Source organism: Hymenobacter siberiensis, assembly GCF_018967865.2.
GTDB classification, from domain to species: domain Bacteria; phylum Bacteroidota; class Bacteroidia; order Cytophagales; family Hymenobacteraceae; genus Hymenobacter; species Hymenobacter siberiensis.
The window spans coordinates 445,467-469,154 of sequence record NZ_JAHLZY020000001.1 but is presented as its reverse complement, the minus strand read 5'-3'; the positions used below and the strand labels follow the sequence as shown (position 1 = coordinate 469,154).

Below are 23,688 nucleotides of genomic sequence, written 5' to 3'. Positions count from 1 at the left end.
GTATTGGCACCGGCGGCGGCCAACCCCTCCGGGCCCGCAGCCGCGCTACGCCGGATTAATGGCCGGACTACGCTCCCAGAGCTGCTTCAGAAACTCCTGCTCGGCCAGCCACTGGCCCTGCCGCCCCAGCAGCCACTGCTCCGTTTTTTCGTCCTGCGGCGCTTCGGCTACCCGGCCTAGGGGGCTTGAGGCGGCCAGCGGCAAAAGCCAGGCAGGCCCGGAAATCCTCCGGCTCCAGTGCGGGATGAGCGGCCTGAATTTCGTCAGCACTCAACCCGGAAGCCAGCCAATCAAGCACTTGCCACACGGGGTAGCGCAGCCCGCGCACGGTGGGCTGCCCTTCGCAGATGGCCGGGTGAATGGTGATGCGGGGAATGGCTGGGGAATTCCTGCCCCAAAGTACCGCAGCGCGCCGAAATGCGCCACCCCGGGTACGCTACAGCAGCCGTTCCAAATCGCCGGGCTGGTTGATGCGCAGCGGCGCTTCGGCCTCGCTGAGCCGGCCAAAGCCGTAGGTGGCGAAGATGAACGGCACGCCGGCCGCCGCGCTGGCGGCCAGGTCGCCGGGCGTGTCGCCCACGTACACGGGTGCCTGCAGGTCGTATTCGGCAACGATTTCTCGGATGTTCTCCGATTTTGGCAGCAGCCTGGTGCCGAAGCACTGGTGGCCTTCAAAGTAGCGGGCCAGCCCGCTGTGCCTGAAAAAGCCCTCCACGTAGCCCAGCTGGCAGTTGCTCACGATGAAAAGCCGGTAGCCCTGATTCAGCAGGTAACGAAGGGCCGTTTCGAGGCCGGGATAGAGCGTGCCGCCGTGCTCTACGGCGGCGGCCAGCTCCTGCCGGGCGCAGAGGGCGCGGTATTCTTCGAGCTTATCGGCGGGCAGGTTGGGAAACAGGCGCTCGTATACCACGGTATAGGGCTGGCCGGTCACGGCCTGCACCTGGGCCAGGGTCACATCATTTTCAATGTAGTCAACGCTGTTTTTAGCAGCCTGGAAGGCCCGGGTGATGGCCACCGAGGCATCCCACAGGGTGCCGTCGAGGTCAAATATTACGCTGTCGAAATGGTCGGGCATGGGAGCGGATTGAGCGCCGGCAAAGGCAATGGGGGCCGGCAGAAAGCGGGCGCTTATTCATACAAATCCTGCGGGTCGGCGGCGGCCAGCTCCACCAGGAATTGGGCAATGTTGGTGGTCACGGCTTCGAGGAAGGCCGCACCTTTTTCGGCGTTGGCGGCGGCGGGGTTGCCCACGCCGGTATCGGCCGAAACCTGGCTCCACTCGCGCTGGGCCCAGGCCCAGCCCTGGCGCAGCGCCGCAATGCGGAACTGCCGGGCCGCGCCGTTGCCGGCTTCGCTCAGGGGGCTCACCAGGTCGGGCGTGAGGTGGAGCATCACGCTGGTTTCCAGCTCATCGGCATGGTCGCCGGGGGCCGAGAAGTACTGATTGCGGTCGGCGGCCTTGAACCAGTTGAGGGTGCTGAGGAATACGTTGGGGAAATCGGCCTGCAGCTCGCGCAGAATCTGGCGGAAGTCGTTGCCGCCGTGGCCGTTCAAAATCACCAGCTTCGGGATGCCCTGCCGGGCCAGCGTGTGCACAATATCGCCCAAAATGGCCAACTGGGTGCTGGGGTTCAGGTTCATGTCGAGGGTGATATCGAGCTGGCCGGTGTTCACCCCAAACGGAATGCAGGGCAGCACCACCACCTTCGCGCCCTGGTCCCAGGCCTTGCGGGCGGCCTCGGCGGCCACATAGTCCGCCTGAATGTTGTCGGTGGCGTAGGGCAGGTGGTAGTTGTGGGCCTCGGTGGCACCCCAGGGCAATATGACCACTTCATAGTTGGCCTCCTGAACGGTCTTCCAGGTGGTTTCGGCGAGGATGTAGGGACGGGGCGCCATGGCGGGAATGGGGAAATAGAAGAAGGGTACTTATGCCGCCCCGAGCCGCTCCAGCAGCACGATGGGCTGGTTGTGGTAGGTGGCGCGGGCGTATTCGCGGTAGCCAAATTTGGCCGCCAGGCGCAGCGAGGGCTCGTTTTCGGGGTGAATGATGCACACGGTACGCACAGGCCCAAAGTGGCTTTCGCCCCAGGCCAGTACGGCTTCTACCGCCTCCGAGGCATAGCCCCGGCCGTGAATGGCCGGGTCCAGCACCCAGCCGATTTCCGGGGTGTCGCCCAGAGGCGGCTCAAGGTCGCGCTTCAGGTGCAGAAATCCTACGGCCCCCACAAACCGGCCACTGGCCTTTTCCTCTACTGCCCAGAACCCGTAACCCGTTAGCAGCCAATGGCCGGCACTGCGCAGCACCAGCTTCCATACTTCCTCGGCGGGCATGGGCTCGGGGGTGAAATAACGGTGGTAGGCCAGCTGCCGGCTCATGGCAAACCAGGCATCAAAATCATCGGCGCGGAAGCTCCGCAAACGCAGGCGGCTGGTTTCCAGCACCGGCACTACCGAGGGAGGTGTGTGGGGTAAAGACATGGTGGCAACTTACGGCCGGCCGGGCAAATCTTCGGCTTTCCTGAAACCAGAAGCTCCCGCACCAAAACGCACTACCCTACCACGAGCCACTATTATCGTTGCCACTGTCGAAGCCGCCGCCGCTGGTGTCGTTGGAGGAAATATCGAAGCTGTTTAGAAAGTCCCCGAACGGTCATGCTTCGCTGCGCTCTGCATGACCGTTCGGGGACTTTCTAAACAACTCCATTATCAGAAGGAAAGCAGGCGGAGATTTGGGAGCGGCAAGTCAGCCGCCCACTGGCAGCTTCCGTGCCAGCTACGCCGCCTGGGTCACGGCTTCCACGGCGCGCTCGAAGCGCGGGCGGCCTTCGGCATCGGTACCGGCGGCTACGAAGCCGTTGCGAAGCAACACCTGCTGGGCGGCGGGGTTGTCGGCGGGCGGGTGGGCAATGAGCTGGCGCACCAGGCCCGTATCGGCGGCCTGCTGCACCAGGCCGGCCACCAGCTCGGTGCCGAGGCCCTGCCCACGCCAGTCGGCCGCGATGGAATAGGTAATTTCGGCCATGCCATCGGCCGTGGGCCGGCCCAGGAAGCCGCCCGCGCCCACCAGGGTGCGGGGCGCGGTGTCGTCGGCTTTGCGCAGGGCGTACCAGCCGTACCAGCCAGCGGCATCGCGCCCGCCGGCCGTGAGCTGCTCCAGCACATGCTCCTGCGTGGGGCGGTCGTGCTGGGCGGGGGGCCAGTCGGTGGGCAGGGCCGCGCCCAGGAGCAGGGGGAAATACTGGGGCTTGTGGAGCGCGGCCGTGAGCAGCGCGCGGCTGGCGGCAAGAATCTGGAGGTGCGGGGTGTGGGTGATGAGCGGAATCATAGGCTGCATTATACGGCGCAAATGGCCGGTGGGCGGCCCGGGGGCAGCATTTTTAGGCGTGGGCGGGCCAGGAAAAGGCCGGAACGCTATTTTATTAAGCCCAAATTGAATAATTAACAAAGTTCAGCCCTTCCGGATATCTTTACTACCCACGCCCCTGCACTTTTCATCCCGCGCTATGTACTTCAAAATCTTACTCTACACGGCTATCCTGCTGGCAACCCGCACGGCTAGCGCTACTTCCATTGGCTCCATTCAGGGCACGGGCGCGGCGGCCAGGGCCGGCACCTACACCGTGGAGGCGATTGTGACGGGCATTTACGCCAGCCTGAAACCGGCCGGCTTCTACATTCAGGACGATAACGCCACCGCCGATGGCAACCCCGCTACTTCCGACGCGCTGTTCGTGGTGCAGGCCGACCCCAACGTGAAGGTGGGCGACAAAGTGCGCGTAACCGGCACGGTGCACGAAGACGATGCCGCCCCCTCCTTCGGCCAGGCCGTGCTGATGGAGGCAGCCTTCACGGTCATTTCTTCGGGCAATGCGCTGCCCGATTTTGTGCGCCTCGTCAACAGCGAGTTTGCGGCCGACAAGGCGGAGCGCTACGAAGGCATGCGGGTGAAATTCACCGCGCCCCTCACCGTCACCGACAACTACAGCCTGCAGCAGCGCGGCGAGCTCACGGTATCGGCCGAAGGCCTGACCTACCAGGCCACGCAGTTCATCGACCCCAACGACAACCCCGCCACCGGCACCAGCAGCAGCGGCACCAGCAACCTGGCCGCCGTGAATGCCTACCAGGCCGCCAACGACCGCCGCAGCCTGGTACTGGACGATGGCAGCTCGGCCACCAACCCCTCCCCCACACCCTACCTCGATGCCCGCTTCCGCACCGTGCGAATCGGCAGCACGCTGAGCGACATGGGCGGCATTCTGGGCTATGGCTACGGACAATGGCGCCTGCAGCCGCTGGCCGGGGCCGAGACCCCCGTCATTAGCGTAGTCCGGCCGCTGACGCCGCCCGCCTTCGGCCCGCTCGATTTGAAGCTGGCCAGCTTCAACGTGCTCAACTACTTTAATGGCGACGGGGCGGGCGGCGGCTTCCCCACGCCGCGCGGGGCCAAAACGGCCGCCGACTTCCAGCGCCAGCGCGCCAAAATCATCCTCGCCCTCGCCCAAATGAACGCCGACATCGTGGGCCTCACCGAGATTGAGAACGACGGCAACGGTTCCACGGCCGCCATTCAGGACCTGGTAGATGGCCTGAACAAGGCCGTGGGCGCGGGCACCTACATCTTCGTGAACGACGGCAACGCCGAGCGCCAGACCAACAATACCGACCTTATTCATTGCGCCATCATCTACAAGCCGGCCGTGGTGAGGCCACTGGGGCCGCCCATGGTGGCCACCGTGCCGGGCGTGTTCGAGCGGCCGCCGCTGGCGCAGGTGTTCATCACCCGGCGCAAGGAACGGCCCGATACCGTGGGCTTTATCGTGAACCACTTCAAGAGCAAGAGCAGCGGCAGCGGGGCCAATGCCGACCAGCACGACGGCCAGGGCGGCTCCAATGCCCGCCGCAAGGACCAGGCCGTGGCCCTGGTCGAGTTCATCAACAAAACCGTGATGCCGGCCGGGGCCGCGCGCATCGTGAGCGCCGGCGACTACAACGCCAACTACGAGGAAGACCCCATCGACATTATGCGGGCCGCCGGGCTGGTGCCGGCCACGCCGCCCACCAGCGCATCGTATGTGTTCAAGGGCCTCACTGGCTCGCTCGACCATGCCGTGGTGACGCCCAACCTGGTGGGCTTCGTGGATGTGCAGAAGTGGCACATCAACTCGGCCGAGCCCAGCGTGCTCGAATACGACCAGGCCGGCGAAGCCACCGACCTCACCTCGCCCTTCCGCTCTTCCGACCACGACCCGGTGCTGATTGGGGTGAATTTCGCGGGCATTCGCAACGCGACGGCCGGCCGTGCGGCCAACCGCCTGTTTGTGTACCCCGGGCCGGCCGCCGGGCCGCAGCCGTTCAGCCTGGACGGCGTGCCCGCCAGCGCCGGCACGCTCACCCTGGATTTTGCCCTGCCCCAGGGCGGCATCCGCCTGCTCTCGCTGCACGGCACACCGGCCATGCTGGGCGGCCAGCTCAACGGCTACACGGCCCACCTCGCACCGGGCATTTATGTAGTGACGCTACGCGGGCTGGGCTATCAGAAAATCCAGCGGGTGATGAAGGAGTAGCGGCCCCGGCCCGGCCAATGGCGGCAGCCCGATGCTAATGCCCGGAACCTTTGGCGCAATGATTTCCCCTTTGCCCAGCCTGTACTTTGCGCACAATGCGGGCGAGGTGCTGATGGCCCCCGCCGGCGTTCTGCGCACTAGCTGGTATCGTCCGACGTGCAGGGTCTGCCGCCCACGTATCGCTCTTTTGATGATGAAGCGGCGGCCGTGCGCGGGCCGGCAGCGGCTTAATCGAACACGTAGCGGTGGGAGCGCGCCGGGGCCGGCGGCATGGGCTCGCCCACCATTTCCAGCAGGGAGGCTTCAATGGTGTGGCTCATGGCATTCAGGGCCAAATCGTTGTCTTCCAACCCAAAAGGCTCCTCGATTTCGCGCATAATGGCATCCAGCGCCATAAACGTGTAGCCCACAAAGGCCACGATGAGCGGCGTAATCCAGCCGGTGCTGTCCACCAGCCCAAATGGCAGCAGGAAGCAGTAGAGGTACACCGTGCGGTGCAGCAGCACGCTGTAGGTATACGGAATGGGCGTGTTGGCCAGCCGCTCGCAGGCCCCCAGAATATCGGCGAGCTGGTTGAAATGGTGGTCGAAGGCCAGCTGGATGGTGGTATCGAGCTGGCCGGCTTCGCGGCCCTGCTGCACCCAGCGGCTCATGGCCAGCAGTAGCTGCACGGGCTGGAAGGTGGCCGCCCGCGTGGCTTCGGCCAGGGGCGCGGGCAGCAGGCGGGCCAGGTCGGGGCCGGCCTCGGTGCGCCGGAGCTGGTGCTTGAGCGCGTAGGTGAAGGCGATGAGCAGCCGCACGAATGCCCGGGGCCCTGCCGCGCCCGCCGGCTGCCCGCTCAGCGTGAGGGCCTGCCGGGCCAGCGAGCGGGTGGTGTTCAGCAGTGCCCCCCACTGCTTGCGGCCCTCCCAGAAACGGTCGTAGCTGGCATTGTTGTAAAAGCCCAGAAAGATGGCCAGCGTGAAACCGAACAGCGTGAAGGGCGCGGCACTTAGCGGCACTTTGTAGTAGGGCAGCTCTACGTGGGCGGCCACTACCGCCACAGAAAGCCCCAACAGCACCAGCAGGCGCGGCAGTATCTGGGGCAGCACCGAGCCGTGCCAGGCCAGGAGCAGGCGAAACCAATTGTCTTTCTCACGAATAATCATGCCCCGGTGTACGGGCAGCGTAGGTAAAGCAGCTGGCCAAGGCAGTAAAACTGCGCTTGTGGCGCGGCATAAAAGTGGAAGTTGTTTAGCAAGTCACAAAAAGTCCCCGAACGGTCATGCTGCGCTGCGCGCAGCATGACCGTTCGGGGACTTTCTAAACAGCTTCCACAAATGCTTTCATGGAGGAGGGAAGTATACCGTGGAAGATGACGTAAAAATAGTCTGCTACCCCCCAAACCAAACCAGCCGCCCCCGGTACCGGGAGCAGCTGGCCGACTCTATCTCGAACCGGGCGCTAGTACACCTCCTTCTGGAAGCCGAAGGCCCGCAGCACGCCGCGCTGGGCATCCTCGTCGGGGTAGTTGGCCTTGATGCTGCCCACCAGCGAGCCCAGGGCCACGCGCAGGGGCGCTTCGAGAGCGTTTTTCTGGCCCACGGCGGCCGAGGCCGCGCCGCGCAGCTCGCCGCTTTCTTTGGCCAGCTGGGCGTATTCGGTGGCGATGGGCTGCCAGACGGCCGTGCCGAATTTCTTCTTGTCGTACTTGTGGGCCGTGAGGGCGGCCACCAGCTTGCCCAGGGCCAGGGCGCGGGCGGTGCGGGCGGTGGGCAGGCGGAAGTTCTTGCCCTCGCGCACGATGCCGAACTCGGCGTAGTAGGCCTCGCCGCCGTCCTCGTCGTGGTCTTCGGCGAGGTAGCCTTTCACGAAGCCCAGGTTTTTGGTGATGAGCTTGTCGAGCGTTTTCAGGCGGTTGGCCTGCGGGCTGCGGCCGTCGCCGGCCTCGTCGGCGGTGTTCAGGCTGGCGGCGTAGGCGGCGGCCTGGCTGCTAAAGGCGGCCTTGCTCACGAAGAGCAGCGCGGGCAGCTCGGCGGCGAGCCAGGCTTTGGCGGCGGCGGTGCCCAGCGTGGCGAGGGCCAGCTGGCTGGTGGGCAGCCGTTCTTTCTTGTTGGGCTTGGCTGGGGTAGCGACAGTAGCAGCCGAAGCGCCGGGTGTGGTAGGCGACATGAAAATGGGGTAAAAAGGTTGAAAATGAAAGGGATTCAACCGCCAATGTATCGCAATTCCCGCCCATTTCCTACCCGCCGCCCGCCCCGTAGCCCAAACGGGTGCCCGACCGTACTCCGGGGCCGCCCCGTAAGCCAGTTGGGTGCCCGTTTGCCTCGTGGGGCCGCCCCGTAAACCAGTCGGGCACCCGAATACCTCGCGGGGCAGTCCCGTAAGCCAGTCAGGCACCCGAATACCTCGTGGGGCCTCCCCAGCCACCCCCGGGGCGAAAGCGGCTGGGGAAGCTTGAAGTTTCTGTTTATCGGTGCGTCACCAGCAGCGTGCGCGACAATTCCAGGTATGAGTGATGCGCAAACAGCTTCGTGAGCTGCGGCAGAAACTCCCGGAAAAGCGCCAATAAATCGTTCGTACTGATGTTGCCCGTCGAAACGAGTAGCAGCTTGTAGGGCTGGCCGTGGAGCAGGAAGCTGTTCACAAAGTCGGCGTCTTTGGTGATGACGATGCGCTGCTCCGCCATCGAGAGCCGGGTGATACTGCCGTCCTGTGTCTGGTTGGCTGCCGGCAGGTCGAGCGTGTGCAGGCAGTCGCAGCCGGTGTGGAAGGCCAGAAAATCGGCCAACCGCTTCGGCAGCTGCGCATCGACCAGAAACCGCAGCGGCTCGGCGGGGCTCACGACGCCAGCCGGAAGATGGACCGCACTTGCAGCATGTCGGCCGCGTAGGCCTGGCAGGCGCGCAGGTCCTCGGCCTCCAAATCGGGGTAGTCGGCCAGGATTTCGGCTTCCGTCATGCCGGAGGCCAGGTATTCGAGCACGTTTTGCACGGGGTAGCGCAGGCCGCGCACCGTGGGCTGCCCGTGGCAGATGGTCGGGTCGATGGTAATGCGCGGGTGGGCGGTGGAGCGAGGCGTTTCCATGCAGCTAAGGTACGCCCGGCCCCCCGGCCCCCAGCGCCACCCCCGCCACCCCCGCCACCCCCGGCGCGAAGGCGGCTGAGGAAGCTTAGGTTACTATCTTTGAAGAGTTATTGGATTTGACCACCCCGTTGGTACCCAGACGCCAAACCCAAGAACAGCATATCCCCCTCCTCTGCACCAAAATTTTCAACGACAACCAAGAGCAAGATTGGTTCATACTTACTAATCCTGCTCTTTAACGCAAGCATTTGCTGGATAAACTTGAACTTGACAATAAACGCAGACACAACATTTAAAAAGGAGGTCAAAATGGAACAAACAACTAACACTACTATCAATAGTGCAGAGGATTTGAATCAGGGAGTTGCCAGTAAGGACAAGGTGTCTGTGGTGGCTTAGGCCCCTATTGGGCTATATTAGAAAAGGACGGCCCGATGGCCGTCCTTTTTAGGTTTACAACACTGAGCAAATGGCAAATAATTGGAAACTCTGCGAGGACTATTTGCGTTTTTACAAAATACTTTGTGGAATTCCAACGGAATCTTCCCACCTTTGCTCTGTAGAAAAGCTCTGTAGCTCCCGAACGCCCAAGTTCCACTTGGGAAGTTAATGTAGGGAGAACGGAGCTTTTTCTATTTCTTATACTTCGTGGTATCTACCTCCTTAGCATTGGGCACAAAAAGCCAATGTCTATAAGCGTGGAGCCAGCGGTTCTCCAAACCGCCGCCACGCAAGCCGGTAGAACAGCCAATATTGAAAGCGGGAAGCAGTCGCTGGATTCGCGCGTTGATGTGCTTGTATAGCTTCTCCTTTGCGATAGTCCTTTTCCCACGGTACCGGGCACCATCTGGCTTTTCGAGATGCTTATCGTTAAGGCGAAAAGCCATACTGCCAAGCACTACATCCAATAACTGAAGCAAGCGGTGAGCTTTGGAATCAATTTCAGTGATGTCGTCTTTCCTGAACTTGATATGTGCTAGCCTAAACTCCGGCTTCGTTTGCAATCCTTTGATGTATTCCTTGAACGCCTGCCGCTTGGGCAAGGTGTCGGGCAAATAGTCAAAATACGCCCTCACATATACCGGACGGCCAGAATCATTGCTATAAGGCAAGCCAAAGGCATGCTGGAAGAAATGGTAATACAGGATGAAATATTCATTCTGTAACTGCTCATCCGACAAGTTGAGCGGGCGGTTTGCATTTTGGGTGAACATGATTCGCACCTTCAAAAAGCCGGCGTCCATCAGGTCGAAAAAGGTATCCATCAGCGCAATGTACTTGTTTAGATAGTTTGCGGTGACCTTCTGCCATTTGATTTCGTTGTTGAAATGATGCTCCCCGCAGACTGCATTTATCGCTTTCTCCACACGTCGCAGGTCGCGTGAGCGTACTAAAACTCCTCCGTAAAAGTTCGAAAAGAACTTGCCATCCTTGACTGATTCGTCGCAGTAAATTCGATATTCCATTAGGTAGAAAAAGCAAAAAAGGAGGCCTTAACGTCCTCCTTTTTCGAATTAAAGAATATACCGAATCAGCTTACGACCCGCAAGCCTCGCAGTCCTCCGGGTTATCCAGTGAGCAGCTCATGTCGCTTTGGTTCTGCTCAATCAGGGCCAGAGGCTCCAGGGTTTCGGCGGCTTGCTTTTCCACCGTGAACTTGATGGCGTCGGCGGCGGCTTTGGTGCGCAGGTAGTACATGCCGGTTTTCAGGCCGCGCTTCCAGCTGTGGAAGTGCATGCTGGTGAGCTTGCCGAAGTTCACGTTTTGCACGTGCAGGTTCAGGCTTTGGCTCTGGCAGATGTAGGCCCCACGGTCGGCGGCCTGGTCGATGATGCGGCGCTGCGAAATCTCCCACACCGTCTTGTACAGGTCTTTGATGTGCTGCGGGATGCGGGCAATGCCCTGCACCGAGCCGTTGGCCGCGATGATTTCCTGCTTCATGCCGTCGTTCCAGAGGCCCAGGGCCACCAGGTCTTTCAGCAGGTGCTTGTTCACCACCATAAACTCGCCGCTGAGCACGCGGCGCACGTAAATGTTGCTCGTGTAGGGCTCAAACGACTCGTTGTTGCCCAGAATCTGGGCGGTGCTGGCCGTGGGCATGGGCGCCACCAGCAGCGAGTTGCGGGCTCCGTGCTTCACCACTTCGGCGCGCAGGCTTTCCCAGTCCCAGCGGCCCGAGTCGGGCACCACGTTCCAGAGGTCGAACTGGAACTTGCCCTGGCTCAGGGGCGAGCCGGGGAAGGTTTCGTAGTAGCCGTCCTTGATGGCGAGGTCCTTCGAGGCCGTCATGGCCGCGAAGTAGATGGTTTCGAAGATATCCTTGTTCAGGCCCGAGGCTTCGTCGCTCTCGAAAGGCATGCGTAGGGCAATGAACGTATCGGCCAGGCCCTGCACGCCCAGCCCGATGGGCCGGTGGCGGAAGTTCGACTTCGCGGTTTCGGGCACCGGATAGTAGTTCACGTCAATCACCTTGTTCAGGTTCAGCGTGGCCTGGTAGGTCACCTCGTACAGCTTGTCGTGGTCGAAGGTGATGTTGCCCTGCGCATCGGTCACGAGGTAGCGGGGCAGCGCCAGCGAGGCCAGATTGCACACCGCGATTTCGTCCTTGTCGGTGTACTCAATAATCTCGGTGCACAGGTTCGAGCTCTTAATCGTGCCCAGGTTCTGCTGGTTCGATTTGCCGTTGGCCGCGTCCTTAAACAGCATGTAGGGCGTGCCCGTCTCGGTCTGGCTTTCCAGAATGGCGAACCACAGCTCCTGCGCCTTGATGGTCTTGCGACCCCGGCCTTCGCGCTCGTACTTCAGGTACAGCTTCTCGAACTCGGGGCCCCAGGTGGTGTCCATGCCGGGGCACTCGTGGGGGCACATCAGCGTCCAGTCGCCGTTTTCCTCCACGCGCTTCATGAACAGGTCAGGCGTCCACATGGCGTAAAACAGGTCGCGGGCGCGCATTTCCTCCTTACCGTGGTTCTTCTTCAGGTCCAGGAATTCGAAAATATCGGCGTGCCAGGGCTCCAGGTAAATGGCGAACGCGCCCTTGCGCTTCCCGCCGCCCTGGTCCACGTAGCGGGCCGTGTCGTTGAATACCTTCAACATCGGCACCAGCCCGTTCGACTGCCCATTGGTCCCCTTGATGTAGGAGCCCGTGGCCCGCACGTTGCTCACCGACAAGCCAATGCCGCCCGCCGACTGCGAAATCAGCGCGCAGTTCTTCAAGGTGTCATAAATGCCGTCGATGGAGTCGTCCTTCATCGTGAGCAGGAAGCAGCTCGACATCTGCGGCTTCGGCGTACCCGCGTTGAACAGCGTGGGCGTAGCGTGGGTGAACCACCGCTCGCTCAGCAGATTGTAGGTCTTCAGTACCGACTCAATGTCATCCTTGTGGATGCCCACCGACACGCGCATCAGCATGTGCTGGGGCCGCTCCACCACCTTACCCTCCAGGCGCAGCAGGTAGGAGCGCTCCAGCGTCTTAAAGCCGAAGAAGTCGTAGTTGTAGTCGCGGTCGTAAATAATGGCCGAGTCCAGGGTATGGGCATTCTTATGAATTATCTCCCACACGTCGGTGGCCAGCAGCGAAGCATTGTCGCCGTTCTTAGGGTCTTCATAAGTGTACAGCCGCTTCATGGTCGAAGAGAAGGACTTACTCGTCACCTTGTGCAGGTTGCTCACCGCGATGCGGGCCGCCAGAATAGCGTAGTCCGGGTGCTTGGTGGTGAGCGAGGCGGCTGTCTCGGCGGCCAGGTTGTCGAGCTCCACGGTGGTCACACCGTCGTAGATGCCGTCAATTACCTTCATGGCCACGACAATCGGCGACACGAAATCCATGTTCAAACCGTAGCACAGTTTCTCAATCCGGGCCGTGACTTTATCAAACTTCACGGATTCGCGACGACCGTCGCGTTTAATTACTAGCATACCAGTAGTGTTTTGGTGTGGGTTTTTGCGTATAGAAAGTAGCCGGCGCGGAACCAGTCCGGCGGCAAGTCGTTCATTCAGTAGTGAAAGGGCAGAGCGGGAGGCAGCGAGCTGTGGCGGCCCGCCGGTATTCAACCCCGGAAATTACCGCTTGTGTTTCCGAAGGACAAGGAAAAAATGGGGAAGTTTTCCACATACCGCCAAACGGGCCCGCCCGGCCGCTTTTTCAAGTAATCGAGCGTCAAAAAGGATAATAGCAAGTATTCTATTTGGCTGATTTGCCGGTTGGCAGCACCGACTAGCCTTGGCTGACACGTCAGTATCGCGCTCAAGTCGACTGACTTGGCAAGCTTATGCTGCATGACCGCCCGCAGCAGAGAGGAACAGGCCGTTACTCATCCCAACCCACCATTTACCGCAACGCGGTTGCCCGAAATCTTTCTGATTTCGGGCAACCGCGTTGCGGTAATTACCAACTGGTCAATTATTAGCGTTGTATCTGCCGTATTCTCAACCGCGTACCGCCACAACAGGCGCACATGCGCAGGTCCTCGTAGGTCGTGTACTTGAGGCAGACACTTAGCCCAGCCTGTTGGAACCCTGCCGGTAGCGAGTCAGGTGGCAGCGTAGCATTTCCGGCCAACTGAAGCAAAAAGCCATTCTGGTCGCAACCGTTGCGCCCCCGTATCACGGTGGCATTCTGGTAGCCCTCGCCGCAAGGCGAGGAGGCTGATTTGTTGCAGGCGGCCAAGCCGACCAACAGCAAAAGCGAAACAAAGAACCGGCGGGTTAGCATGGCAAGAGCAGTGTAGGTTTCGCTAGCAGCATTTGCTACCTGACCGCCACCACTCCCCAGCCGTTGCATCGGGGCTTAGAAATCCTCGTCGAGCGAGAATACGTTGTCGTTGCGCTCGCTCATCACGCCGGCTTTCTGGTACTCGGCCACGCGCTTCTCGAAGAAGTTCGTCTTGCCCTGCACCGAAATCATTTCCATGAAGTCGAAGGGGTTAGTGACATTGTAGATTTTGGCGCAGCCCAACGACACCAGCAGGCGGTCGGCCACAAACTCGATGTATTGGGCCATGGTCTTGGCGTTCATCCCGATGAGGCTCACGGGCAGGGCATCGGTCACAAACTCTTGCTCGATGCGCACGGCGTCGGCGATGATGGCTTGCACCCGCTCCTCGCTCAGCTTGTTCTGCAGGTAACTGTAGAGCAGGCAGGCGAAGTCGCAATGCAGGCCCTCATCGCGCGAAATCAGCTCGTTCGAGAACGTGAGGCCGGGCATCAGGCCACGCTTTTTCAGCCAGAAAATAGAGCAGAACGAGCCTGAGAAGAAAATGCCTTCCACGGCCGCGAAGGCGATGAGGCGCTCGGCAAAGTTCTCGGAGTTAATCCATTTCAGGGCCCACTCGCCTTTTTTCTGCACGGCGGGCACCGTTTCGAGGGCGTTGAAGAGGTAGTCTTTCTCCTTGGGGTCTTTGATGTAGGTATCAATCAGCAGCGAATACGTCTCGCTGTGAATGTTTTCCATCATAATCTGGAAGCCGTAGAAGCAGCGCGCCTCGGGCATCTGCACCTCCTGCATGAAATTCACGGCCAGGTTTTCGTTCACGATGCCATCGGAGGCCGCGAAGAAGGCCAGCACGTGCTTAATGAAGTGGCGCTCGTTGTCGTTCAGGTTGTTCCAGTCTTTCTGGTCCTGGCTCAGGTCGATTTCTTCGGCCGTCCAGAACGAGGCCTGCGACTTCTTGTAAAACTGCCACACCTCATCGTTCTGGATGGGGAAAAGCACGAATCGGTTGGGGTTTTCGGCGAGGAGCGGCTCCATAATATTTCAGGGTATTGTTAGCGGTTTTCGGCGTGGAAGTCGGCAGGCTAACCCGCTTGTTCGGGCAGATGTTTGACTCAAACACCAGAAATGCAGCCAGCCTTCCAACACCAAATATAAGCCCGCAAGCCAGGCCAATTGCCCACCCGATTAGCTTTTTTATTCACTCTTTTTTAGCTAAGCCCACATTTTTTTCAGGTCATTTGCAATGGTTTTTGCCGGGTTTCTTAGCTGAGCTGAGCAGGGAAATGTTCTTCAAAATCAGTCATTTCGCTGCCACTTATCCACATTATCACTGTGGATAAACCTACTTGTCCCCAAACCAGCCAATTTACGGGCCGATTTACCTCATTTTTTAATCTTAGCTTAATCTGCGCTCCGTTCACGCGGAGGCCCTTTTGGGACGGCTGACCCCAGCCAGCCAATGATGATTAAGAACTTAGGGTTTGCATTTCCCGAATCAAAGTCGTACTTTTGCCTTCCCATTTCAGAAAAACCCGCGAAAGCTGATGTACGCAATTGTTAACATAGCTGGCCAGCAGACCAAGGTTGAGGCCAACAAATTCGTTTACGCTCACAAACTGGCCGGCAACGTTGGCGACGTCGTAACGCTGGGCAACGCCCTGCTGACCGATGACAACGGCACCATTACCGTTGGTGCTCCCGAGCTAAGCGTAGCCGTAACCGGCACTATCCTCGCCCATGTAAAAGGCGACAAAGTTCTGGTCTTCAAGAAGAAGCGCCGCAAAGGCTACCAGAAGATGAACGGCCACCGCCAGTCGTTCACGAAAGTAATGATTAACAGCATCGGCTAAGGTCAGTTATGAGTTAAAAGTTAGGAGTTAAGAGTTGGCAGCAAGCTAATTCGCATCCTAACAGCCAACTCTTAACTCCTAACTTTTAACTTATAACTCAAGATGGCTCACAAGAAAGGTGTCGGCTCGTCCAACAACGGCCGCGAATCGCATTCCAAACGTCTCGGCGTGAAAATTTTCGGTGGTCAGGCTCTCGTAGCTGGCAACATCATCGTGCGTCAGCGCGGCACGGCCCACCACCCCGGTGCCAACGTTGGCATGGGCAAGGACCACACGCTGTTCGCCCTCGTTGACGGTGAAGTGCAGTTCCGCAAGGGCCGTAAAGACCGTTCGTTCGTAACGGTTATTCCCCGCGAAGTAGTATCGGTTCCGGCTTAATTGCCTGTCCCTTCTTACTAGAAAAGGCTGCCTCTTTCGGGGCAGCCTTTTCTGCGTTGGAGTAGTTGTAAGAGTGGCAGCACCGAAGCCTACCGCCGGCCTTGGCGGGGACTGTGCGGCTGGTTCACGAGGTACACGCGCAGGTTGAGCTGGGCGGCCACGTCCCACGGCGGGCGCACGGTGGCATCGGCGGTGTAAGCCGGCGGAGCCTGAATGCCCAGACCGGCGTTCAAATCGTAGAGCAGGCGGCGGCCTGGCCCCCGGTGCTGCGTACCGCAAAGCACGAACACGCCGGGCGTGAAGCGGGCAGTAGGCCGGGCTTTGCGGCCCCGCCCGCGCACGGCCAGCTGGGAAAGCTCGGCGCTGCCTTCCAGGGCCAGGTAGTTGCCCCAGGGAGTGGCGCTGCTGGCTTCGTTGAAGTAGTAGCGGGTACCCACGCTCACATCGGTGGTAGGCGTGGGCAGGGCGGTGGCCCCACGGCGGCCCCGTGGGGCACGGCCGGCCGATATGTCGGCTTCGGCCAGCGCGTAGAGGCTGAGATGGGGCTTCAACCGGTATTCGATGCCAAAGGATGAGGGCAGCACTATCTGCCAGGTACCGCTGCTACCGGGCAGGCAGAAAAGATGCGTGAGCCGCATCCCGGCTTTGAGGGCCAGCTTAGGCTGCGTAAGCGCGGCCGGCAGCGCCGGCACCGACTGAGCGAGGGCCGTTTGGGCATGAACCGCACCGGTGAAACCGGCGGGCAGGATGGCGCTCAATACCAACGTCCTTAAAATACGGGCTGCCAACATGGATATGCGGAGAATTCGCCTGACAAGTGCAGAAAGCAGTTTAACCGCAATGGCTTTAACCTTAATTTTCAGCGGTTAAGCAATATCGGGCTTAATCTGTGATTGTCCAACTACCGCTGGCTGAGCAGCATTAATCGGCATGCCGAAGCGCATGAATTCCATCTGAAAGCAGGCCGGCAGCAACGGAAGGAATGTCTTCTGGGCTATGGGCAGCTGCGGATGCCGCTGTGGCAGCTTACTGAACAGGTATGAGCGGGTATAATACCGGCTTGCTGGGGCTGGCGTCCAGCTCCAGGCTGGTGATTTGGATGTTGAGCAGGTAGAGGCCGTCTTCGACTTCATCGGGCACGAAGATGAGCTCAGTGATGGTGGCTTCGCGGCGGGGCTGGGCGGGATACTGCCAGAAGGCGTGGTGGGCCAGGAGCTGGCCGGCGTCTTCTTCGCGGTCTACGCTGGGGAGGTCGAGGAGGAAGTGCCGGACGTTGTTTTCGGCCAGCCACTCGGCCAGAGCGGGCTCGGTGTATGTGGGATTGGTGCCGGAGTAGTGGCGCTGGCGCTTGGCCGCGTCGTTGGGCAGGGTGCGGAGGACGAGTGCCTCGGCAATGGTGCGGTCGGGCTGGGCCCTGAGGGCGGCCTGCACGTCGGCAAGCATGACGACCAGGTCGCCGTTGGGCTGGGGCACCGGGGCTACGCTCACGAGCCGGGCCACGAACAGGAAGCGGCGCAGGCACTGGTTGAGCGTGATGGCGGGGTCGGGCGAGATGTGGCCGTAGCACTCGGTGTGCGTGCCGTTGCCGTGCGGCGTGACGTGGATGCGCTGGTAGTTGGTGCTGCCGCCCAGCGCCACGCTGCCCACAAAGCTGCCCACCCGAATGGTATCGAACTGCACAGGCTCGGCCCAGAAGCAATTCACCTGGTCCTCGCAGGGTTTTAAGGGTAGAGAGATGTCGAGGGGCGCGGCGGGGTCGTAGGTATAGGAGCGGCCGGCAAAGGGAAAGGTGGGGAACATTTGGCTGGCGGGTTGAAGGGAATTCGATTGGAAATTTCTCGCAGAGGAAAAACGCGGAGGTACACAGAGCGAGAATCACCTGTTAAAACTACTATAAATCACTTGCAACCAATTGATTAATATGATTCTACTTGCTCAGCATGACGTTTCGGTAGCAGCCGCCAGCCCGTTCAGAATCTGACTGATTTCGGCAGCGCGGCTGATGATGATGAGGTGTCCGCCCGGCAGCTGGTACTGGCTGTGCGCGGCTCCGTTGGGCAGTAGCCGGTCGGTGGTGCCGTGGATGCGGATGGCCGGCGGGGTGGGCCGCCCCGGCCACTGCAACAGCCGCACAATGGCCCACCGCGTGAAAGGCCGGTCGGTATCGCGCAGAATCTGGCGCAGCAATTCGTAGTCGCGGCCATTTTTCACCCCGAAAAACCATTGGGCCACGCGCGGCAGCCGGGGCAGGAGCTGCGGCGGCACCAGGTGGTGCAGTCCGGTGGCACGGGCCAGCCGCCCCAACCAGGGCAGCTCCGCGGGCCCCGTGAAGCTGGAAACCAATACCACTCGCGCCAGGGGCCGCAGCTGAGCTACTTCCAGGGCCAGCACGCCGCCAAACGAAACGCCGACCAGCCAGCAAGCCTGCCCCTCGGGCACCGCAGCCGCCAAACGGGCCGCGTAGGCGGGGAGCAATTCGGCCGGGCCTTGCGGCGGCAGCCAGCGCAAGACGTGTACTTCGCCTTGCAGACGCAGCAACTGGAACACCCGCTCATCGGCCCCAAGACCGGGAATGAGGTAAAAAACGGGCGCGGCCACGGCGGGCGCTAGGTATCGAGACGCACGAACACGCCTTCGAGGTAGAAGATGTTGTGCGGCTGTGGGTCGTCGGGGTCGTCGTCGTCCAGCTCGCCATCCTCAGTGGCGGGGTAGGTCACGGACAGCTTCAGGGCCACGCTGGGCAGGGGCACGGGCGGCTGGTCGTCGGAATTGTATTCGAGCAGGGCGGGCCAGTTGGCGGTGGCCAGGGCGTCGGCTACTTCTTCCTGGAGGGCTTCGGCGCGGGTGTGAGCGAGGCTGAGAAGGGTATCGAGGGCTTTGAAGGGCAGCGCGAGGTGGAAGAAATGGGTGTCGTTGTCGAAAAACGTGGTGGCCCACACGGTCACATCGTCGGTATTATCGAAGACGATGGCCACGACGTGAATCTGCTCCACGAAGAAGTCGGCGTCGTCGGCAATGCTGTCGCTCAGTAGTTTGACCACAGATTAAATGGATTTGACCACAGATTGAGTGGATTTCAACGGATGAAACAGGTTTTTTGTGGTTCGGCGCAAATGTAAAGCGAAGCCATCAGGTCATGTCGGACGGAACCCCGGAAAATCTGTTTCATCCATTGAAATCCACTTAATCGGTGGTCGTGGTCTGAAACAGCTCCAGCGTGATGTGGTCAGCCAGCAGTTTGCCCGCATCGGTCAAGGTAAGCACTTCGTTTTGGATAGTGGCCCAGCCGCTGGCTTGCAGCTCGGCGAGGTAGGTGGCGCGGGTGGCGGGCAGGTCGAGGCCGTGGTGGGTGCGCAGGTGGGCCAGGTCGCAGCCCCGGGCGGTGCGCAGGGTGGTGAGCAGGTACTCGTTGGCGCGGTCGGTGGCGGTGAGCTGGTCGAGGGTCACGGGCACTTCGCCGCGCTCGAGCACGGCGGCCACGTACTGCGGGTTGTTGGCGAGGGTGAACTGGCGGTTCTGGCCGTCGTAGCTGTGGGCGCTGGGGCCCAGGCCGAGGTAGGGAACCCCGCGCCAGTAGTTGGCATTGTGGCGGCTCTCGCGGCCGGGCTGGCAGAAATTACTGATTTCGTACTGTGTGTAGCCGTGGCCGCGCATGGCGGCCAGCAGCATTTCAAACTGCGTGGCCACAAACTCATCGGGCGCGGGCTTGAAAGTGCCCTTCTGCAACCGATGCCCAAAGGCCGTGCCCGGCTCAATGGTGAGCGCATAGGCCGAAACGTGCGGCACCCCCAGCGCAAAGGCATTGGCCAAATCGGCTTCCCAGATGTGATGGCCGGGCGCGGGCACCCCGTATATCAGGTCGATGGAGATATTCTCGAAGCCCGCATCCTGAGCGCGGCGCACGGCGGTGGTGGATTCCTCGGCGGTGTGGGCGCGGTTCATCATCCGCAGGTGCGGCTCGTAGAAGCTTTGCAGGCCGATGCTGAGCCGGTTGATACCGGCCTGGCTCAGCTCGCGCAGCTTGGCGGCGCTGAGGTCGTCGGGATTGGCTTCGAGGGTAATTTCGGCCTGCGGCGAGACCGCAAAGTGGTGGTGAATGGCCGCAAAAATCTGCGCCAGCTCATCGGCCGTGAGCAGGGAAGGCGTGCCGCCGCCGAAGTAGATGGTTTCTAACGCCACGCCCGCGCCGAGATAGTCGCGCCGCAGCTCAATTTCCCGCACGATGGCCTCGACCAGACGGCTTTTCAGCCCCAGCGAAGTGCTGAAGTGGAAGTCGCAGTAGTGGCAGGCCTGCTTGCAGAAGGGGATGTGGAGATAGAGACCGGCCATGTTTTCAGTTAACAATGAGCAGTTATACTCGTCTCGAAGTAGGGTGCGGGGCCTGCCCCCGCCCGTCGTTGAACGGTATCGTTGAAACAGTGCGAACGACGGGCGGGGGCAGGCCCCGCACCCTACTTCGCTTTTCGCAAGCTACTTCGTGACGAGTATAACAGTGAACCCGATTTGTATGCAGAGATGCCCGCCCAGACCACAAAGATACCGCCTGACCGCACGACAGAGCGCAACTTTATCCGGGGGGCTACCTTCGGGAAATTAAACGCTGGCTTTCGCGTTGTGCTTCCGAATGATGAGGGTTCTACTGCGCTTTTGGGTACTGACGCTGCTGCTGGCTGGCCTGACCAGCCCGGCCGCCCACGCCCAAACGCCCAGCCTCGACCCCAACGTGCCCAACCAGCCCGGCCTGGCCACCCCTACCCTGCCGCCCCGCGCCACGCCGGCCTCGGCCGCCGCCACGCGCCGGGTGCTGGCCCACCCGCGCCTGCTGATGCTGGAGGCCGAAGCCGCCGACCGGCCGGTGCTGCGCCGCTACAAGGTGCGGGCCAGCGTGCCCGATTCCCTCAGTGTGCTGCGCGCAGTGCGCGAGCTGGTGCTGGGCCTGCAGGGCGATGCCTACCTCACGGCCTCGGCCGATGAGCTGCACTGGAGCCGCGATACCGTGCGGGTGCGCCTGTACGTGGGCGAGCAGTTCCGCTGGGCCTACCTGCGCAACGGCAACCTCGGCGATGGCCTGCTGACCCGCGCCGGCTACCGCGAGAAGTTTTTCCGAGGCACGCCCTTCGTGCCCGAAGACTGGGTGAAGCTGCAGGAGCGTATCCTGACCGAAGCCGAAAACCAGGGCTTCCCCTTTGCCACGGTCGGCCTCGATTCCATTCACCTGAACGGACACGACATTTCGGGCCGCGTGGTGCTGAAGCGGGGCCGCGTGGTGGTGTTCGACTCGCTCCAGATTGTGGGCAACAGCAAGACCAAGAAGCGCTTCCTGACCAAATACCTCCAGATTTTTCCCGGCCAGCCCTTCAGCCAGCAGCGCGTGGCCGCCGCCGCCCAGCTGCTGCGCCAGCTGCCCTACCTAAAGCTGCGCGCCGAGCCCGAAGTGCGCTTTGCCCTGGGCCGGGCGCGGGTGTACCTGCTGCTCGACGACCGGCCCAGCAACCAGTTCGACGCCATTGTGGGCATTTTGCCGAACGCCAACGCCAGCCAGACGGGCGTGCAGTTCACCGGCGACGTCACCATCAACCTACGCAACATCAAGGGCGGCGGCAAGCAGTTGGGCCTGCAATGGCGCAAAACCGACGCTATTTCACAGCTTCTCGATGCCCAGTACGTGCACCCCAATTTCTTCGGCACGCCGCTCGAAGTATCGGCCACGTTCAACCTCTACAAGCAAAACGAGGCGTTCACCACCACCCGGCCCCGCGTGCAGGTTACCTACCCCACGGCGCGGGCGGGCCGCATCAGCTTCTTTGCCGAGCAGCGGGCCTCGTTTGTTGATGCGCTGAAAGACACCACCGTACTGCCCGCCAACCTCGATTCGCAGTACAATTCCTACGGCTTGTCCTACGCCTGGGCTAACCTCGACGACCTGTTTTTTCCGCACCGGGGCAGCCTGCTGAATGTGCAGTCGGCATTGGGCACCAAAACCATCACCAAAAACGCCCAGCTGCGGCCCGAGCTGTACGCGGGCATCCCGCTTAGCTCCACACAGTACTCGTTCGGGCTGCGCGCCGAGCGTTACTTCCCCGTGAAGCGGGCGGGCGTGCTGCTACTGCGCCTGCGGGGCGAGGGCCTGCTCAATTCGCGCCTTTTTGTCAACGACCTGTTCCGGCTGGGCGGGCTGAATTCGTTGCGCGGCTTTAATGAGAACCAGTTTTACACCAGTTCCTATGCCGTGGCTACGGCCGAGTTCCGGCAGTTCATCGGACCGGATTCCTACGCGTTTCTGTTTGCCGACCAGGCCTACCTGCGCCACGATATCGACAATGACCGGTTCAATGACCAGCCCACCGGCGTGGGTGCGGGCCTGAGCTTTCGCACGGCGGCGGGTTTGTTCCAATTCGTGTACTCGGTAGGCCGGGCTAACAATCAGGTATTTGAGCTAAAATCCTCCAAAATTCACTTTGGTCTGACAAGTAGGTTTTAAGCCGCCAACTACCGGGCAGGTAGCATAATTGCGCCATTTCGTCCGGAAATTCAGACAAGAACCCTACTTCCAGCCAGCTTGGCGGAAATCAAAAAGGTTCCCTGAAAACACCGCCAATGTGACTGATATTCAGCACAGATAAGCCCTGATTCAGATTGGTACATCATTTGTAATAGCAAGACCGAAGCCGCTCTAAAGCCGGCCCCTTGCCATGAAACTTATCAGCTCGAAATTCATCCATAGCATTGCCCCTCAGCTTGACCTGCTCAACACCATTGGTGGTGGGGTGGCCCAGCCGCAGCTCCGCGTAGACCAGCACCCGAAAGGCGTGATTGTGCGCGTGGCCATGCCCACCGTAACCGCCGACAGCTTTCGCGTAGTGCTCAACCAGCAGAAGCTCACCGTATTTGGCGAGTACCGCCACGAGCCCGACGATAAGCTGGCCGCCCCACTGTTCGTGCAGACCCTGGACCTGCCCGCCAACCTCGACGTGGGCCGCATCGACGCCATTCACGAAGGCCAGGAGCTGCGGGTCCGTATTCCGTTCCTGAATCCGGATGGCCGGCAGCGCGAAATCGACATCAAGCGCAACGAGTAGAGCCAACCGCCAGCGAGAGCCGGCGGCCAATGATTGGCCGCCGGCTCCATGGCCGCTCCTCGCCACCGCTTTTTATAACGCCGGGACCGACCGGCACCGCAGTCCACTGATATTGCCGGGACCGACCGGCCGAAAACAACCAAATTTCCGGGTTTTAACTCTTGAGCCACCGCCCACAGCGGTGGTTTTGCTTTGGACCACGGATTAGCACGGATTTTAGCGGATTTCACGGATTTTGTGGTCGATTGCAGGCACAAAGACCAATGAAAAAAGGCTCGCCACATGGCGAGCCTTTTTCGTGTTCAATGGATTGATGGCCGACTACAAAATCCGTGAAATTTGCTAAAATCCGTGCTAATCCGTGGTCCCGAACAAGGGGATAATCAGCACGAAGCTCATCAGCACGGCCAAGTAAAACCAGCCCATCATCTGGCTGCGGTAGCGGCGCGGCAGGCGGTTACTGAGCACCAGCATGGCCGCGATGACCAGGGTGAGGTGCGCCACAAAAAACACCATCGTCTTCACCCAATTGCTCACAATGGTATTCTCAGGCTGGTTCTGGTTGGCTTCGCCCAGGCCCGAGGTGAGGAACTGCAGGCCATAGAAGGCCACGGTTTCGAAGGCGATGAAGAGCCCCAGGCCCGCCAGCAGCGCCGGCCCGGACGATTTTTCGGAGACATCGGCCATGATGCTTACGGGCGGGGGCGGCCCTGCACTTCCGCGATGCGGGCCTTGATGTACAGCTCCTCGACCTTGGCACGGGCCCAGGGCGTGCGGCGCAAAAACGTGAGGCTGGACTTGATGCTGGGGTTATCGGCGAAGCAGTTCATGCGCAGGCGCTCATCGAGCTCGGGCCACCCGTAGGCGGCCACGAGGTACTCCAGAATCTGCGCCAGCTTCACGCCGTGCAGCTCGCTGATGAGGTGGCCGGTTTCGTCGCGGGCATCGGCGGCGCGGAGGAAAGACATAGGCGAATTTAGGGGGCTGAAAGCACAAAGTTCGCGAAAAGCCGGGGCCCGGCGCACGATGGCGCC

At 61.0% G+C, this 23,688-nt stretch carries 24 protein-coding genes and 1 pseudogene; 5 read left to right on the top strand and 20 right to left on the bottom strand.

What is annotated here, in order from left to right; genetic code table 11:
• Positions 1–45 precede the first annotated feature (45 nt).
• The 6 genes and pseudogenes from KQ659_RS02005 to KQ659_RS01980 form a co-directional block, all read right to left on the bottom strand.
• Complete coding sequence (locus KQ659_RS02005; RefSeq protein ID WP_226929800.1) at positions 46–204, bottom strand: hypothetical protein; 159 nt, start codon at positions 202–204, stop codon at positions 46–48.
• A 55-nt stretch (positions 205–259) separates the two neighbouring features.
• Positions 260–307: pseudogene (locus tag KQ659_RS21720) on the bottom strand (hypothetical protein); the annotation flags it as partial.
• Between the two features lie 129 nt (positions 308–436).
• The gene (locus KQ659_RS01995) at positions 437–1,075 is read right to left on the bottom strand and encodes an HAD family hydrolase (RefSeq protein ID WP_216685475.1); all 639 of its coding nucleotides are present in this window, start codon (positions 1,073–1,075) and stop codon (positions 437–439) included.
• A 53-nt stretch (positions 1,076–1,128) separates the two neighbouring features.
• Positions 1,129–1,896: a creatininase family protein gene (locus KQ659_RS01990; RefSeq protein ID WP_216679029.1), complete on the bottom strand. Its 768-nt coding sequence runs from the start codon at positions 1,894–1,896 to the stop codon at positions 1,129–1,131.
• 30 nt (positions 1,897–1,926) lie between these two features.
• Entirely contained in the window at positions 1,927–2,478 is a 552-nt protein-coding gene (locus KQ659_RS01985; protein WP_216679030.1) for a GNAT family N-acetyltransferase, read from the bottom strand.
• Between the two features lie 295 nt (positions 2,479–2,773).
• Complete coding sequence (locus KQ659_RS01980; RefSeq protein ID WP_216679031.1) at positions 2,774–3,325, bottom strand: GNAT family N-acetyltransferase; 552 nt, start codon at positions 3,323–3,325, stop codon at positions 2,774–2,776.
• A gap of 178 nt (positions 3,326–3,503) precedes the next feature.
• Between KQ659_RS01980 and KQ659_RS01975 the strand changes: the two genes are divergently transcribed.
• Positions 3,504–5,567 (top strand): ExeM/NucH family extracellular endonuclease, encoded by a 2,064-nt coding sequence (locus tag KQ659_RS01975; protein WP_216679032.1) that lies wholly within the window; start codon positions 3,504–3,506, stop codon positions 5,565–5,567.
• A 227-nt stretch (positions 5,568–5,794) separates the two neighbouring features.
• On the opposite strand, the gene KQ659_RS01970 is transcribed toward KQ659_RS01975, so the two are convergent.
• From KQ659_RS01970 to KQ659_RS01940, 7 genes are all read right to left on the bottom strand, one after another.
• The gene (locus KQ659_RS01970; protein ID WP_216685478.1) at positions 5,795–6,715 is read right to left on the bottom strand and encodes a bestrophin family protein; all 921 of its coding nucleotides are present in this window, start codon (positions 6,713–6,715) and stop codon (positions 5,795–5,797) included.
• 295 nt (positions 6,716–7,010) lie between these two features.
• Complete coding sequence (locus KQ659_RS01965) at positions 7,011–7,718, bottom strand: hypothetical protein (protein ID WP_216690374.1); 708 nt, start codon at positions 7,716–7,718, stop codon at positions 7,011–7,013.
• 298 nt (positions 7,719–8,016) lie between these two features.
• A complete protein-coding gene (locus KQ659_RS01960) occupies positions 8,017–8,391 on the bottom strand; it encodes a DUF5615 family PIN-like protein (RefSeq protein WP_226915682.1) in 375 nt (124 codons plus the stop codon).
• Complete coding sequence (locus tag KQ659_RS01955) at positions 8,388–8,633, bottom strand: DUF433 domain-containing protein (RefSeq protein ID WP_216690375.1); 246 nt, start codon at positions 8,631–8,633, stop codon at positions 8,388–8,390. The genes KQ659_RS01960 and KQ659_RS01955 overlap by 4 nt, the downstream gene beginning before the upstream one ends.
• Positions 8,634–9,265: 632 nt before the next feature.
• Positions 9,266–10,099 carry a DUF3800 domain-containing protein gene (locus tag KQ659_RS01950; protein ID WP_216690376.1) on the bottom strand — a complete coding sequence of 278 codons (834 nt, stop codon included), beginning with the start codon at positions 10,097–10,099 and terminating at the stop codon, positions 9,266–9,268.
• A gap of 70 nt (positions 10,100–10,169) precedes the next feature.
• Complete coding sequence (locus tag KQ659_RS01945) at positions 10,170–12,551, bottom strand: ribonucleoside-diphosphate reductase subunit alpha (RefSeq protein ID WP_216685487.1); 2,382 nt, start codon at positions 12,549–12,551, stop codon at positions 10,170–10,172.
• Between the two features lie 871 nt (positions 12,552–13,422).
• Positions 13,423–14,382, bottom strand: coding sequence for a ribonucleoside-diphosphate reductase small subunit (locus KQ659_RS01940; protein ID WP_216679038.1), 960 nt, complete (start codon positions 14,380–14,382; stop codon positions 13,423–13,425).
• 509 nt (positions 14,383–14,891) lie between these two features.
• On the opposite strand from KQ659_RS01940, the gene rplU reads away from it, so the two are divergent.
• Both rplU and rpmA read left to right on the top strand, forming a co-directional pair.
• Complete coding sequence (rplU, locus tag KQ659_RS01935; protein WP_168671388.1) at positions 14,892–15,197, top strand: 50S ribosomal protein L21; 306 nt, start codon at positions 14,892–14,894, stop codon at positions 15,195–15,197.
• 102 nt (positions 15,198–15,299) lie between these two features.
• Positions 15,300–15,575, top strand: coding sequence for a 50S ribosomal protein L27 (rpmA, locus tag KQ659_RS01930; protein WP_168671389.1), 276 nt, complete (start codon positions 15,300–15,302; stop codon positions 15,573–15,575).
• Between the two features lie 89 nt (positions 15,576–15,664).
• On the opposite strand, the gene KQ659_RS01925 is transcribed toward rpmA, so the two are convergent.
• From KQ659_RS01925 to hemW, 5 genes are all read right to left on the bottom strand, one after another.
• The gene (locus tag KQ659_RS01925; protein WP_216685489.1) at positions 15,665–16,333 is read right to left on the bottom strand and encodes a hypothetical protein; all 669 of its coding nucleotides are present in this window, start codon (positions 16,331–16,333) and stop codon (positions 15,665–15,667) included.
• A gap of 268 nt (positions 16,334–16,601) precedes the next feature.
• Positions 16,602–17,375 carry a cyclase family protein gene (locus KQ659_RS01920; protein WP_216690377.1) on the bottom strand — a complete coding sequence of 258 codons (774 nt, stop codon included), beginning with the start codon at positions 17,373–17,375 and terminating at the stop codon, positions 16,602–16,604.
• Between the two features lie 135 nt (positions 17,376–17,510).
• A complete protein-coding gene (locus KQ659_RS01915) occupies positions 17,511–18,173 on the bottom strand; it encodes an alpha/beta hydrolase (RefSeq protein ID WP_216679041.1) in 663 nt (220 codons plus the stop codon).
• A gap of 8 nt (positions 18,174–18,181) precedes the next feature.
• On the bottom strand, positions 18,182–18,616 hold the full coding sequence (locus KQ659_RS01910; RefSeq protein WP_216679042.1) for a hypothetical protein: 435 nt from the start codon (positions 18,614–18,616) through the stop codon (positions 18,182–18,184).
• Between the two features lie 142 nt (positions 18,617–18,758).
• Positions 18,759–19,904, bottom strand: a complete 1,146-nt coding sequence (hemW, locus tag KQ659_RS01905) for a radical SAM family heme chaperone HemW (RefSeq protein ID WP_216679043.1) — start codon at positions 19,902–19,904, stop codon at positions 18,759–18,761.
• A 295-nt stretch (positions 19,905–20,199) separates the two neighbouring features.
• Here hemW and KQ659_RS01900 point away from each other — a divergent pair, with 295 nt between their 5' ends.
• Positions 20,200–22,056 carry a BamA/TamA family outer membrane protein gene (locus tag KQ659_RS01900; RefSeq protein ID WP_216690378.1) on the top strand — a complete coding sequence of 619 codons (1,857 nt, stop codon included), beginning with the start codon at positions 20,200–20,202 and terminating at the stop codon, positions 22,054–22,056.
• Positions 22,057–22,267: 211 nt separating this feature from the next.
• Positions 22,268–22,654: an Hsp20/alpha crystallin family protein gene (locus KQ659_RS01895; RefSeq protein ID WP_216679045.1), complete on the top strand. Its 387-nt coding sequence runs from the start codon at positions 22,268–22,270 to the stop codon at positions 22,652–22,654.
• 354 nt (positions 22,655–23,008) lie between these two features.
• Here KQ659_RS01895 and KQ659_RS01890 read toward each other — a convergent pair whose 3' ends face one another.
• Positions 23,009–23,341, bottom strand: a complete 333-nt coding sequence (locus tag KQ659_RS01890) for a hypothetical protein (RefSeq protein ID WP_216690379.1) — start codon at positions 23,339–23,341, stop codon at positions 23,009–23,011.
• Positions 23,342–23,346: 5 nt separating this feature from the next.
• Positions 23,347–23,622 carry a VF530 family protein gene (locus KQ659_RS01885; RefSeq protein WP_216690380.1) on the bottom strand — a complete coding sequence of 92 codons (276 nt, stop codon included), beginning with the start codon at positions 23,620–23,622 and terminating at the stop codon, positions 23,347–23,349.
• Positions 23,623–23,688: the final 66 nt, after the last annotated feature.